General features: G+C 68.1%; 15 protein-coding genes. 14 read left to right on the top strand and 1 reads right to left on the bottom strand.

Annotated elements, in window-relative coordinates; all coding sequences use genetic code 11:
* Window positions 1-605 (bottom strand): PLP-dependent cysteine synthase family protein (locus tag AC1DVT_RS12155; RefSeq protein ID WP_477389218.1); only part of this gene is annotated, 605 nt, incomplete at its 3' end.
* Between the two features lie 136 nt (window positions 606-741).
* Between AC1DVT_RS12155 and prmC the strand changes: the two genes are divergently transcribed.
* From prmC to AC1DVT_RS12085, 14 genes are all read left to right on the top strand, one after another.
* Window positions 742-1,623, top strand: coding sequence for a peptide chain release factor N(5)-glutamine methyltransferase (gene prmC, locus AC1DVT_RS12150; RefSeq protein ID WP_477389216.1), 882 nt, complete (start codon window positions 742-744; stop codon window positions 1,621-1,623).
* 44 nt (window positions 1,624-1,667) lie between these two features.
* Window positions 1,668-2,381, top strand: a complete 714-nt coding sequence (locus AC1DVT_RS12145) for an L-threonylcarbamoyladenylate synthase (RefSeq protein WP_477389214.1) — start codon at window positions 1,668-1,670, stop codon at window positions 2,379-2,381.
* Window positions 2,378-3,529, top strand: coding sequence for an MraY family glycosyltransferase (locus tag AC1DVT_RS12140; protein ID WP_477389212.1), 1,152 nt, complete (start codon window positions 2,378-2,380; stop codon window positions 3,527-3,529). Before AC1DVT_RS12145 ends, AC1DVT_RS12140 begins: the two co-directional genes overlap by 4 nt.
* Window positions 3,526-4,038 (top strand): hypothetical protein, encoded by a 513-nt coding sequence (locus AC1DVT_RS12135; RefSeq protein WP_477389210.1) that lies wholly within the window; start codon window positions 3,526-3,528, stop codon window positions 4,036-4,038. Before AC1DVT_RS12140 ends, AC1DVT_RS12135 begins: the two co-directional genes overlap by 4 nt.
* Before the next feature lie 50 nt (window positions 4,039-4,088).
* The gene (atpB, locus tag AC1DVT_RS12130) at window positions 4,089-4,961 is read left to right on the top strand and encodes a F0F1 ATP synthase subunit A (protein WP_457101415.1); all 873 of its coding nucleotides are present in this window, start codon (window positions 4,089-4,091) and stop codon (window positions 4,959-4,961) included.
* A 45-nt stretch (window positions 4,962-5,006) separates the two neighbouring features.
* Window positions 5,007-5,243 (top strand): ATP synthase F0 subunit C, encoded by a 237-nt coding sequence (gene atpE / locus AC1DVT_RS12125; protein ID WP_028496101.1) that lies wholly within the window; start codon window positions 5,007-5,009, stop codon window positions 5,241-5,243.
* A 28-nt stretch (window positions 5,244-5,271) separates the two neighbouring features.
* Window positions 5,272-5,835, top strand: a complete 564-nt coding sequence (locus AC1DVT_RS12120; protein ID WP_477389208.1) for a F0F1 ATP synthase subunit B — start codon at window positions 5,272-5,274, stop codon at window positions 5,833-5,835.
* A complete protein-coding gene (locus tag AC1DVT_RS12115; RefSeq protein WP_457101417.1) occupies window positions 5,835-6,626 on the top strand; it encodes a F0F1 ATP synthase subunit delta in 792 nt (263 codons plus the stop codon). Before AC1DVT_RS12120 ends, AC1DVT_RS12115 begins: the two co-directional genes overlap by 1 nt.
* A gap of 66 nt (window positions 6,627-6,692) precedes the next feature.
* Window positions 6,693-8,333, top strand: a complete 1,641-nt coding sequence (atpA, locus tag AC1DVT_RS12110; protein WP_457101418.1) for a F0F1 ATP synthase subunit alpha — start codon at window positions 6,693-6,695, stop codon at window positions 8,331-8,333.
* 21 nt (window positions 8,334-8,354) lie between these two features.
* Window positions 8,355-9,251, top strand: coding sequence for a F0F1 ATP synthase subunit gamma (locus AC1DVT_RS12105; RefSeq protein ID WP_477389205.1), 897 nt, complete (start codon window positions 8,355-8,357; stop codon window positions 9,249-9,251).
* Window positions 9,252-9,278: 27 nt separating this feature from the next.
* Window positions 9,279-10,745 carry a F0F1 ATP synthase subunit beta gene (gene atpD / locus AC1DVT_RS12100; protein WP_457101420.1) on the top strand — a complete coding sequence of 489 codons (1,467 nt, stop codon included), beginning with the start codon at window positions 9,279-9,281 and terminating at the stop codon, window positions 10,743-10,745.
* Window position 10,746: 1 nt separating this feature from the next.
* Window positions 10,747-11,007: a F0F1 ATP synthase subunit epsilon gene (locus AC1DVT_RS12095; protein ID WP_457101421.1), complete on the top strand. Its 261-nt coding sequence runs from the start codon at window positions 10,747-10,749 to the stop codon at window positions 11,005-11,007.
* Window positions 11,008-11,119: 112 nt separating this feature from the next.
* Window positions 11,120-11,869 carry a YaaA family protein gene (locus AC1DVT_RS12090; protein ID WP_477389203.1) on the top strand — a complete coding sequence of 250 codons (750 nt, stop codon included), beginning with the start codon at window positions 11,120-11,122 and terminating at the stop codon, window positions 11,867-11,869.
* 146 nt (window positions 11,870-12,015) lie between these two features.
* On the top strand, window positions 12,016-12,577 hold a 562-nt coding region (locus AC1DVT_RS12085; protein WP_477389201.1), incomplete at its 3' end, for a large exoprotein.

Below are 12,577 nucleotides of genomic sequence, written 5' to 3'. Positions count from 1 at the left end.
GCGATGACCTTCGCGCCGGGGACGCGCTCCTTCAGGACCTGGCCGACGCCGGTGATCGTGCCGCCCGTGCCGATGCCGGCGACGAAGTAGTCGACCTGCCCGTCGGTGTCGCGGATGATCTCCTCGGCGGTGGTCTCGCGGTGGATGCGCGGGTTCGCCTCGTTCGCGAACTGCTTGGCGAGCACGGCGCCCGGAGTCTCGGCAGCGATCTCCTCGGCCTTCGCGACCGCGCCCTTCATGCCCCCGGCCGGGTCGGTGAGGACGAGTTCTGCACCGTAGGCCTTCAGCAGCAATCGGCGCTCGACGGACATCGACGACGGCATCGCGAGGATGACCCGGTAACCGCGGGCCGCGCCGACCATCGCGAGCGCGATGCCGGTGTTGCCGCTCGTCGCCTCGACGATGGTGCCGCCGGGCTGCAGTTCGCCTGACGCCTCTGCGGCGTCGACGATGGCGATGCCGAGGCGGTCCTTGACGCTGGAGGCGGGGTTGTAGAACTCGAGCTTCGCCAGGATGTTGCCTTCCACTCCCTCCGCCACGCGGTTGAGGCGCACCAGAGGGGTGTTGCCGAAGGCAGAGGTGATATCGGAGTGGATACCGGGCATTTTGCGGGGCCTTTCGCGCAGATCGGGTAGACCGCTCAAGCCTAGGGGAGGGGCCTCAGACCGGGACCGAATGTGACGGGTGCCGTCACATTCGCGAGGCGATGCGGCGAGCCGCGCCGCTTAGGCTTGATCGGTCATGCCTGAACTCTCTGCTCCGCCCCGCGCCCTCTCCGACGTCCTGCGCGATTCGTCGTCCCGCCTCGCCCAGGCGGGAGTCCTGGATCCGGTCGTGGACGCCGAGCTGCTCGCCGGCCACGTCCTCGGGCTGCCTCGCGGTGCGGTGCAGGCCGCGGTGATCCGCGGCGATGCGATCCCGGCGGCGCAGGCTGAGCGCATCGAGCGGCTCGTTACCCGCCGTGTGACCCGCGAGCCCCTGCAGCACATCACCGGCACCGCCCCGTTCCGCCACCTCGAGCTGCGCGTCGGCCCCGGCGTGTTCGTGCCGCGGCCCGAGACCGAGATGGTCGCGCAGCTGGCCATCGACGCGCTGCGGGCCGTGGCATCCGCCTCCCCGATCGCGGTCGATCTCGGCACCGGCAGCGGCGCCCTCGCCCTCGCGCTCGCCTCCGAGGTGCCGCACTCCCGCGTGTTCGCGGCCGAGAACTCGGTCGAGGCGTTCGTCTGGGCGAAGGAGAACTTCGAGCTCGTCGGCGTCGACAACGCCCGCCTGGCCTTCGTCGACCTCGAGCACGCGTTCGGCGACCTCGACGGGTCGGTCTCGGTCGTCGTGTCCAACCCTCCGTATGTTCCGGATGCCGCGATCCCGCGCGACCCGGAGGTTCGCCTGTTCGATCCGCCGGCGGCGCTGTACGGCGGCGAGGACGGCCTGGACGTCGTGCGCGTGCTCAGCCGGGTCGGGCTGAGACTGGCCCACCCGGGCGGATCGATCGTGATCGAGCACGGCGAGTGGCAGGGCGAGGCCATTCGCGGCATCCTCGCGGCCGATGGCTGGCGCGCGCCCGCCACGCATCCCGACCTGACCATGCGCGACCGCGCCACGACCGCACTGCGTCCGTGAGCGGTTCGGGTCCGCAGAGCCCGCGCACGTACACTGGGCACGACATGTCCTCCGTCTTCGACTGCCGCGACGAGACTCAGCTCCTCCCCGGCATGCGCCAGGCCCGCCAGGCGATCGGCCGGGGCGAGCTCGTGGTCCTCCCCACCGACACCGTCTACGGCATCGCCGCCGACGCCTTCAACGCCCGCGCCGTGCAGGCGCTGCTCGATGCGAAGGGGCGTGGGCGCCAGTCGCCGCCGCCCGTGCTCGTCGCAGGCCTCGCGACCCTGCGCGCGCTGGTCGCGGAGGTGCCCGAGCCCGTGGAGCGGCTCGTCGAGGCATTCTGGCCGGGGGGCCTCACCATCGTGCTGCCCGCCCAGCCGTCGCTGGCCTGGGACCTGGGCGACACCCACGGCACCGTCGCCGTGCGGATGCCCGCCGACCGGATCGCCCTCGAACTGCTCGAAGAGACCGGCCCGCTCGCGGTGTCCAGCGCCAACCTGACCGGTCAGTCCGCGGCCGTGCGCGCCCAGGAGGCGCGCGACATGCTCGGCGACAGCGTCGCGGTGTACCTCGACGCCGGCACATCGGCGACCGGAGTGGCCTCGACCATCATCGACGCGACGACGCTGGTCGGCGGGACGAGCCCCCGCATCCGCATCCTGCGCGACGGCGCCGTCAGTCGCGAACGGCTTCGGGAGGTGCTCGGCGATCTCCTCGAATCCGACGACCAGCCCGAGTCGCCGGACTCCGACCCGCCGTCCGGCGGCCCGCAGTGAAGCAGTACGTCTTCACGATCCTCTTCACGGCGACCGTCACGTTCGTCCTTGCCTGGGTGGTCTGGCGGCTGAGCACGAAGTACAAGCTCTATCCCGGCATCCGCGAACGAGACGTCCACAAGACGCCCACCCCGCGCCTCGGCGGGATCGCGATGTTCCTCGGCGTGGTCGCGGCCGTCCTGGTGTCGTCGCAGAACGACTTCTTCGCGATCTTCTGGGTCGACCCGCAGCCGATCCTCGCGATCCTGCTCGCGACGCTGATCATCGTCCTGGTGGGTGTCGCCGACGATCTCTGGGACCTCGACTGGACCGTCAAGCTCGGCGCGCAGTTCCTCGCCGCGGGCATCATCGCGTGGGTCGGCAAGCTGCAGATCCTGTCGCTCCCGATCGGCGGCCTGATGGTCGGCTCGAGCTGGGTGAGCTTCGTCCTGACGGTCTTCGCCATCGTGATCGTGATGAACGCGGTGAACTTCATCGACGGTCTCGATGGGCTGGTCGCCGGGGTGTGCCTCATCGCCAACGCCGTGTTCTTCGCCTACTCGTACCTGCTGCTGCGCGATTTCACGACGAACAACTTCTCGCTGGCGACCTTCATCGCCGCGGTGCTGATCGGATCGTGTGCCGGATTCCTGCCGCTGAACTGGAGCCCGGCGAAGCTGTTCATGGGGGATGCCGGGGCTCTCATGGTCGGGCTGCTCATGGCCTGCTCCGCCATCGCGATCACCGGCCAGCTCGATCCCGCCGTGCTCGACCCGAACGACTTCGGGCGATCGCAGCTGCTGGGTGCGTTCATCCCGATCCTGCTGCCGGTCGTGGTGGTGCTGCTGCCGCTGCTGGACTTCGGCATGGCGGTCATCCGCCGCATGCAGGCCGGGAAGTCGCCGTTCGCCCCCGACCGCAAGCACCTGCACCACCGCATGCTGGACATGGGGCACACCGACCGCGACGCCGTGCTGGTCTTCTACGCGTGGACCGCCATCGTCGGGCTCGGCGTGCTGCTGATGTACATCGGCACGACGGCGGGATGGCCCGGGCTGTACCTGCCCGGGATCCTGTACCTGCTGATCGGCCTCGCCGCCTGCCTGGTCGTGACCCTTCCGCCCGCGCGTCGCGCGAGGACCCGCACCGAGTTGGAGCCCGTCATATGAGCCCGAACCCCGTCTCGAGCACGCCGATCCTGCGGACGACGCTGGTCTGGTCAGCCGGGGTGACCGCGGTCCTCGCGGTCGCAGCGGCCGTCATCGGGTTCCTGGTCGCCGGCACCACTGGTCTATGGAGCGCACTGCTCGGGGTGCTGATCGCGGCGGTCTTCCTCGCGATCACCGCGCTCAGCATCCTGATCGCCAACCGCTGGTACGGCGACGACCTCTACGTGCCGATCTTCTTCGGGATCGTGCTCGGCGGCTGGATCCTGAAATTCATCGTCTTCATCGTCGCGCTGCTGCTGCTGCGCGGTCAGCCCTGGCTCGATCCGACGGTGTTCTTCGTCGCCGTGGTGGTGAGCGTGCTGGCATCCCTGGTGGTCGACGTCGTCGTCCTCACCCGCATGCGGGTGCCGCATGTGGGTGACATCACGCTGCCGACAGACCCCGATGAGGGTGATCGAATCGATGACCGAGGCTCCGAGAAGCCTGGGGAGGACTTGGGAACCTCCTGAGTTTGGTAGTGTTGTGCAGGCCCGCCCGCTAGCCCTATTGAGCGCTTGTGGTGTGGCGTTCACCTACCATCGTCGCGACGGATTCTTCCGTTGCCCCGAAGCTGGAGCCAGCGCTGTTTACCCTAGCTGCGACACTGATCGCCCACACCGCCGAAGACGGGGGTGAATTCCACGGTCCCTCGATCGACGAGTTCTTCCCGCCGATTCTGACCGAGTTCCTCGGCGTTCCGGTCACCCGCATCAGCCTGATCCAGATGCTGGCGACCATCGTCCTCGTGATCGTCTTCTGGCTCGGCACCCGCCGCATGACGGTGATCCCGGGCCGCTTCCAGAGCCTGATCGAGATGGGCCTCGGCTTCGTCCGGACCAACATCGCGCATGACCTGCTCGGCAAGAAGGACGGCGACCGCTTCCTGCCGATCCTCACCACGATGTTCTTCATGATCCTGTTCATGAATCTGACGGGAATCATCCCGTTCCTGAACATCGCGGGAACGGCCATCGTCGCGGTGCCGCTCACGCTGGCAGTCGTCAGCTACGTCACGTTCATCTACGCCGGTGTCAAGAAGAGCCCGAAGAACTTCTTCAAGAACGCGCTCTTCCCGACCGGCGTGCCATGGCCGATCTACATCATCGTGACGCCGATCGAGTTCATCTCGACGTTCATCATCCGGCCGGTCACGCTGACGCTGCGACTCCTCATGAACATGATGGTCGGCCACCTGCTGCTCGTGCTGTTCTTCTCCGCGACGTCGTTCTTCCTGCTGACGATGGGCGGCTGGTGGTCGATCCTCGCGGCCGGCAGCCTCGCGTTCGGCTTCGCCTTCACACTGTTCGAAATCCTGGTGGCCGTCCTCCAGGCATATGTCTTCGCCCTCCTCACCGCGGTCTACATCCAGCTCGCGGTGGCGGAAGAGCACTGATCCCGGGTCGGCACAGCCACCCGTAACCGAAAGGAAAACCAACTCGTGGACGCAACTACGGTTCTCGCCGAGGTCTCCGGCAGCATCGCGACTGTCGGCTACGGCCTCGCAGCGATCGGCCCGGCCATCGGCGTGGGCATCGTCGTGGGCAAGACGATCGAGGGTGTGGCTCGCCAGCCCGAGCTCGCCGGCCGCCTGCAGGTGCTGATGTGGATCGGTATCGCCTTCACCGAGGCGCTCGCCTTCATCGGCATCGCCACCGCCTTCATCTTCGGCTACTGATCCCACCACTTCGACGTAAGGAGACAGGATGCTGAACGCTCTTGTCACGCTCGCCGCCGAAACGGAGGAAGCGCCCAACCCGCTTCTCCCGGCGTGGTACGACATCGTGTGGTCGTCGGTGTGCTTCATCATCATCCTCTTCATCTTCTGGAGGGTCGCCCTCCCGCGGCTGAAGAAGATGCTCGACGAGCGCAGCGCTGCCATCGAAGGCAACATCGCCAAGGCGGATGACGCTCAGCGCCGGGCAGAGGCTGCTCTCGCGGAGTACACCGCGCAGCTTTCCGACGCTCGCAAGGAGGCCGGGGAGATCCGCGATGCCGCCCGCGACGACGGCAAGCAGATTCTCGCCGAGGCGAAGGAGACCGCGACCGCCGAGGCCGCGCGACTGACCGCATCCGCGCACGCGCAGATCGAGGCCGAGCGCCAGGCCGCGCTCGTCTCGCTGCGCAGCGAGGTGGGCACTCTTGCGATCGACCTCGCCGGTGGCGTCATCGGGGAGTCGCTGTCGGACGACACGCGGGCTCAGGGCGTTGTCGACCGCTTCCTCGCCGAACTCGAAGAGTCCGAGACAGCCGGGAAGGCATCGAAGTAATGGGCAGTGCCACCACTCAGGCCGAGGCCGCGACGAAGGCGGCGCTCGACGCAGCCTCGGGCATCGACCTCGACGTGTCCCGCGAGCTGTTCGCCGCGGCGCGCGCCGTGGCGGATTCGCCGCAGCTGGGCGGTGCGCTGGCCGACTCCTCAGCTTCTGCGGACGCGCGGGCCAAGGTGATCGCCGACGTCTTCGGCACCGCCTTCCGGCCCGTGTCGGTCGCGCTGCTGACGACGGCTGTCGCGCAGCGGTGGTCATCGTCCTCCGACCTGGTCGACGGGATCGAAGAGCTCGCGGTGCGTGCCGCGGCTCGCTCGGACGCCACGGCGGATGTCGAGGGGGAGCTGTTCCGCTTCTCGCGCACCGTCGCGGCGAACCCTGAGCTCGAGCTCGCGCTCGGCGCCCGGCTCGGCGACGATTCGGCCAAGGCGGTGCTCATCGAGACGCTGCTGAAGGGCCGCGCCAGCGAGCCCACCATCGTGATCGTCTCGTCGCTCGCCCGGCAGCCGCGGGAGCGTCGCATCCGCCAGCTGCTGGATCGCGCGATGTCGCTCGTCGCCGACCAGCGCGGGCGCGCCGTCGCCACTGTCGTCTCGGCGGTTCCGCTGAGCGACGCACAGACGGAACGTCTCACCGCGGCGCTGTCGCAGCGCTATGGCGCAGACGTGTCACTGAACGCCGTCGTCGATCCCGCGGTGATCGGCGGAGTGCGCGTGCAGATCGCCGACGACGTGATCGACGCGAGCGTCTCGTCCCGCATCTCCGACCTGCGCAAGCGGCTGGCCGGATAACACAGATTTCCCGCCCCTCACCGGGCGGAGGATTGGGGCCTCGTCCCCACCGAACGAAGGAAGACAATGGCAGAACTCACTATCAGCCCCGACGTCATCCGTGACGCGCTGAAGGACTTCGTCGCCGCCTACGAGCCCAGCGGCTCCGCGGCGAACGAGGTCGGCACCGTCGTGGACGCTGCCGACGGCATCGCGCACGTCGAGGGCCTTCCGGGTGTCATGGCGAACGAGCTCGTGACGTTCAGCGACGGCACGTCCGGCCTCGCGCTCAACCTCGACGAGCACCAGATCGGCGTCGTCATCCTGGGCGAGTTCTCCGGCGTCCAGGCCGGCCAGCAGGTCACCCGCACCGGCGAGGTGCTTTCGGTTCCGGTCGGCGACGGCTACCTGGGTCGTGTCGTCGACCCGCTCGGCAACCCGATCGACGGTCTCGGCCAGATCGCGACCGACGGACGCCGTGCGCTCGAGCTCCAGGCGCCCGGCGTCATGCAGCGCAAGAGCGTGCACGAGCCGATGCAGACCGGCATCAAGGCGATCGACGCCATGATCCCGATCGGCCGCGGCCAGCGCCAGCTGATCATCGGCGACCGCCAGACGGGCAAGACCGCCATCGCGATCGACACGATCATCAACCAGAAGGCGAACTGGGAGTCCGGCGACACCACCAAGCAGGTGCGCTGCATCTACGTCGCCATCGGCCAGAAGGGCTCGACGATCGCCTCGGTGCGCGGCGCGCTCGAGGACGCCGGAGCCATGGAGTACACGACCATCGTCGCGGCTCCGGCATCCGACCCCGCCGGCTTCAAGTACCTCGCGCCCTACACGGGCTCCGCGATCGGCCAGCACTGGATGTACGAGGGCAAGCACGTCCTGATCATCTTCGACGACCTGTCGAAGCAGGCCGAGGCCTACCGCGCCGTCTCGCTCCTGCTGCGCCGCCCGCCGGGCCGCGAGGCGTACCCCGGTGACGTGTTCTACCTGCACTCCCGTCTGCTGGAGCGCTGCGCGAAGCTCTCGGATGAGCTCGGTGCCGGTTCGATGACGGGTCTCCCGATCATCGAGACGAAGGCGAACGACGTCTCTGCCTACATCCCGACCAACGTGATCTCGATCACCGACGGCCAGATCTTCCTGCAGTCCGATCTGTTCAACGCCAACCAGCGCCCCGCAGTCGACGTCGGCATCTCGGTGTCCCGCGTCGGCGGCGACGCGCAGGTGAAGTCGATCAAGAAGGTTTCCGGCACGCTCAAGCTCGAGCTCGCCCAGTACCGCTCACTCGAGGCGTTCGCGATGTTCGCGAGCGACCTGGATGCCGCATCCCGTCGTCAGCTCGCGCGTGGCGCCCGCCTGACCGAGCTGCTCAAGCAGCCGCAGTACTCGCCCTACCCCGTCGAGGAGCAGGTCGTCTCGATCTGGGCCGGCACCAAGGGCAAGCTCGACACGATGCCGATCGAGGACGTCCTGCGCTTCGAGCGCGAACTGCTGGACTACCTGCGTCGCAGCACCAAGATCCTCGACACCCTGCGCGACACCAACGTGCTCGACGACGACACCGCCGCCGAGCTGGAGAAGGTGACCGACGCGTTCATCCTCGAGTTCCAGTCCGGCAAGGGCGGGCAGGCGATCGACAAGCCCGGCCACGAGGAGTTCGAGGCGGCGACCGCGACGGACGTCAACCAGGAGAAGATCGTCAAGGGCCGCCGCTAACGGCGCACCGGGACAAAGACCATGGGCGCACAACTGCGGGTCTATAAGCAGAAGATCGCATCTGCTCAGACGACCAAGAAGATCACGAAGGCGATGGAGCTCATCGCGGCTTCGCGCATCCAGAAGGCGATGGCGCGCGTGCGCGCCTCGGCTCCGTTCGCGCGCGCCGTCACGCGCGCCGTCGCAGCTGTGGCGACGCACGGCAATGTCGACCACCCGCTGACCCAGGAGCGCGCTGTCATCCGCCGATCGGCGGTGGTGATCTTCGCATCCGACCGCGGACTCGCCGGGGCGTTCAACTCGCAGATCCTGCGAGAGGCGCTGCAGCTCGCCGAACTCCTGCGCACGCAGGGCAAGGAGCCGGTGTTCTACCTGGTCGGTCGCAAGGCCGTCGGGTACTTCCAGTTCCGGCGCCTGCCGAACGCGGGGGAGTGGGTGGGCGACACCGACACGCCGCACTTCCACACGGCCGAGGAGATCGCCGGTGTCCTGCTGGACGCCTACGACCGCGGCGGCGACGCCGGCGGGGTGGATGAGATCAACCTCGTCTACAACCGCTTCGTCAGCATGATGACGCAGACGCCCGAGACTGTGCGACTGCTGCCCCTCGAGGTCGTCGAAGCCGATGCATCCGCTCCGGCGCAGATCTACCCGCTCTACGAATTCGAGCCGGAGGCGAGCGTCGTCCTGGACGCACTCCTGCCCGTGTACATCCAGAGCCGCGTCTTCAACGCGCTTCTGCAGTCGTCGGCGGCCAAGCACGCCGCGACCCAGAAGGCGATGAAGTCGGCCAGCGACAACGCGGACAACCTCATCACGGACTACACGCGTCTGCGCAACAACGCGCGTCAGGCCGAGATCACGCAGCAGATCGCCGAGATCGTCGGCGGCGCCGACGCGCTCGCGTCGAGCAAGTAAGACCACACGAAAGAGAAGACGAAGACAATGACTCCCACCGCCACCACCGTCGAAAGCGCGGCGAAGACGGAGACGCTGCCCGTCGGCCGTGTCGCGCGCGTCACCGGGCCCGTCGTCGACATCGAGTTCCCCCACGACGCGATCCCCGACATCTACAACGCCCTCAAGACGACCGTCACGATCGACGGCGTCACCTCCGAGTTCACGCTCGAGGTCGCCCAGCACCTGGGCGACGACCTCGTCCGCGCGATCGCGCTGAAGCCGACCGACGGCGTCGTGCGCGGCCAGGAGGTGCGCAACACCGGCGGCCCGATCACGGTGCCCGTCGGAGACGTCACCAAGGGCAAGGTCTTCAACGTCATCGGCGAGATCCTCAACGCCGAGCCGGGCGAGAAGATCGAGATCACCGAGCGCTGGGGCATCCACCGCAAGGCGCCGAACTTCGACCAGCTGGAGTCGAAGACCCAGATGTTCGAGACCGGCATCAAGGTCATCGACCTGCTGACCCCGTATGTCCAGGGCGGCAAGATCGGCCTGTTCGGCGGTGCCGGCGTCGGCAAGACCGTCCTCATCCAGGAGATGATCCAGCGCGTCGCGCAGGACCACGGTGGCGTGTCGGTGTTCGCCGGTGTCGGCGAGCGCACCCGTGAGGGTAACGACCTCATCAAGGAGATGGAGGAGGCGGGCGTCTTCGACAAGACGGCCTTGGTCTTCGGCCAGATGGACGAGCCGCCTGGGACGCGTCTTCGCGTCGCGCTGTCGGCGCTGACGATGGCGGAGTACTTCCGCGATGTGCAGAAGCAGGACGTGCTGCTGTTCATCGACAACATCTTCCGCTTCACGCAGGCCGGCTCCGAGGTCTCGACCCTGCTCGGCCGCATGCCTTCCGCGGTGGGCTACCAGCCGAACCTCGCCGACGAGATGGGTGTGCTCCAGGAGCGCATCACCTCGACCCGTGGTCACTCGATCACCTCGCTGCAGGCGATCTACGTCCCCGCCGACGACTACACCGACCCGGCACCGGCCACGACGTTCGCGCACCTCGACGCGACCACCGAGCTCTCGCGTGAGATCGCCTCGAAGGGCCTGTACCCCGCCGTCGACCCGCTGTCGTCGACGAGCCGGATCCTCGACCCCCGCTACATCGGCGCCGACCACTACCGTGTCGCCACCGCCGTCAAGCAGATCCTTCAGAAGAACAAGGAACTGCAGGAGATCATCGCCATCCTCGGTGTCGACGAGCTCTCCGAAGAGGACAAGGTCGTCGTGTCGCGTGCACGCCGCATCCAGCAGTTCCTCTCGCAGAACACCTACATGGCGAAGAAGTTCACCGGCGTCGAGGGCTCCACGGTCCCGATCAAGGAGACGATCGAGTCCTTCGACGCGATCGTCAAGGGCGACTTCGACCACGTCGCCGAGCAGGCCTTCTTCAACGTCGGCGGCATCGGCGATGTCGAAGAGCGCTGGGCTCAGATCCAGAAGGAAGACGAGTGACATGCCGCTGAAGGTCAACCTGGTCTCCGCGGAGTCGGAGATCTGGTCGGGCGAGGCGACGCTCGTCGTCGCAAAGACGATCATCGGCGAGATCGGCTTCATGGCAGGTCACGAGCCGGTGCTTGCGATCCTCGCCGAGGGGCAGGTGCGCATCACCCAGGCCGACGGCACCAAGATCATCGCCAACGCCCAGGACGGCTTCGTCTCGATGTCCGACGACGAGGTGTCGATCGTGGCCGGGAACGCAGCCCTGATCTCCTGACCTGATTTCGCGAAAGGGCAGGTTCACGCGCAGCGTGGACCTGCCCTTTCGCCGTGTGTGTTTCGATACGCCCGCTTCGCGGGCTACTCAACAACCGGGTGCAGAAAACATCATGCTGATCCTCTTGCCGCCGTCCGAGACCAAGCGTCCGGGCGGACGACGACGGCCCGTCGAGCTGGGGACGCTTGCCCTGCCGTCGCTCGCGCCGCAGCGCGAGCTTGTCGTCGACGCGCTCGTCGCGCTGTCCGCGGACGAGCCGTCGGCGTCGCGCGTGCTGAAGCTCGGCGCGACGCAGCGCGGCGAGGTCGCGATCAACGCCGCGCTGCGCGCCGCCCCGACGATGGCGGCCATCGACCGCTACACCGGGGTGCTCTACGACGCGCTGGACGCGGCATCCCTCCCTCCGTCGGCCCGGGCGTGGGTGGGACGCAATGTGCTCATCCACTCCGCCCCGTTCGGCCCCGTCGGCGCGCTCGACCCCATCCCGGCGTACCGGCTTGGTGCCGCGGTCTCCCTGCCCGGCCTGCCGCCCCTCACGCGGGTGTGGGCGGATGCCGTCACGGCGGCGCTAGGCGCGGCATCCGAGTCGTTCGTGCTCGATCTGCGATCCGAGGCGTACGTCGCGCTCGGCCCGCTTCCGGCATCGCTGCCCTCGGCCTACGTGCGGGTGGTCGCGGACGGTGCCGACGGCGCGGTCCGCGCGCTGAACCACTTCAACAAGCATGCCAAGGGCGCGCTGGTGCGCCGGCTCGCGCTCGATCGGCCCCGGATCGGTTCGCGCGGGTCGCTCGTGCGGTGGATGGATGCCGCCGGACTGCGGGTGCGCGACGGAGCAGGCGGCGAACTCGAACTGTTCGCCTGAGCCGTGCTCACCCGCCGCGGGCGACGCGCGGCGACGTGTGCGGCTCAATTCCTGTCCCGAGCCGGAGTCCATCGCTAGCATGTGACTCGGCGGGCACCCGCACCGTCGACGTCTGCTACATCCGTCTGTTCCGGAAAGGGACGCATATGTCCGACTACAACGACGGCAGCGGCCTGGCCGCCATCCTCGGGCTGCTGGCCGTCTTCTTCGTCATCCTCCTGCCGCTCCTGATCGTGTTCTACGTCCTGGGTTCCTGGTTCCTCATGAAGGTGTTCCAGAAGGCCGGCGTGCAGGGCGGCTGGCGAGCCTGGGTGCCGGTGTACAACCTGATGGTCTTCTCCAAGCTGGGCGATCTGAGTCCATGGCTGATCCTCTACGCGATCGGCGGCTCGATCGTCCTGGGCTGGATCCCCGGGGTCGGTGGCTTCCTCAGCACGATTCTCAACCTGGCAGCTGCCGCCATCAGCCTGCTGGCAGCGTGGCGGGTCGGGCTGAAGCTGCAGAAGGGGCCCGTCTGGGTCGTGCTCTACTTCTTCCTGTCCCTCGTCTGGCTCGGCATCAACGCCTTCGATCGCTCCCGCTGGAACCCGGCCGTGCCGGCCGCGCCGTGGGCCGGCAACAGCTTCCTGGCCGACCGCACCGACTGGCCGGGCGTCCCGAGCCAGCTGCCGGTCGCGGGCTACGCGGCCGCGCCGCCCGCCGCGGCCT

Source organism: Microbacterium sp. P2_F9 (assembly GCF_056403635.1).
The sequence above is the reverse complement of the archived record's forward strand: the minus strand, read 5'-3'. Positions and strand labels throughout refer to the sequence as shown.

Coding starts and splice junctions, on each gene's coding strand:
- AC1DVT_RS12090 (WP_477389203.1), top strand. CDS start 11,120: ATGCTGATCCTCTTGCCGCCGTCCGAGACCAAGCGTCCGGGCGGACGA.
- AC1DVT_RS12105 (WP_477389205.1), top strand. CDS start 8,355: ATGGGCGCACAACTGCGGGTCTATAAGCAGAAGATCGCATCTGCTCAG.
- AC1DVT_RS12135 (WP_477389210.1), top strand. CDS start 3,526: ATGAGCCCGAACCCCGTCTCGAGCACGCCGATCCTGCGGACGACGCTG.
- AC1DVT_RS12115 (WP_457101417.1), top strand. CDS start 5,835: ATGGGCAGTGCCACCACTCAGGCCGAGGCCGCGACGAAGGCGGCGCTC.
- atpD (WP_457101420.1), top strand. CDS start 9,279: ATGACTCCCACCGCCACCACCGTCGAAAGCGCGGCGAAGACGGAGACG.
- prmC (WP_477389216.1), top strand. CDS start 742: ATGCCTGAACTCTCTGCTCCGCCCCGCGCCCTCTCCGACGTCCTGCGC.
- atpA (WP_457101418.1), top strand. CDS start 6,693: ATGGCAGAACTCACTATCAGCCCCGACGTCATCCGTGACGCGCTGAAG.
- AC1DVT_RS12120 (WP_477389208.1), top strand. CDS start 5,272: ATGCTGAACGCTCTTGTCACGCTCGCCGCCGAAACGGAGGAAGCGCCC.
- AC1DVT_RS12145 (WP_477389214.1), top strand. CDS start 1,668: ATGTCCTCCGTCTTCGACTGCCGCGACGAGACTCAGCTCCTCCCCGGC.
- AC1DVT_RS12095 (WP_457101421.1), top strand. CDS start 10,747: ATGCCGCTGAAGGTCAACCTGGTCTCCGCGGAGTCGGAGATCTGGTCG.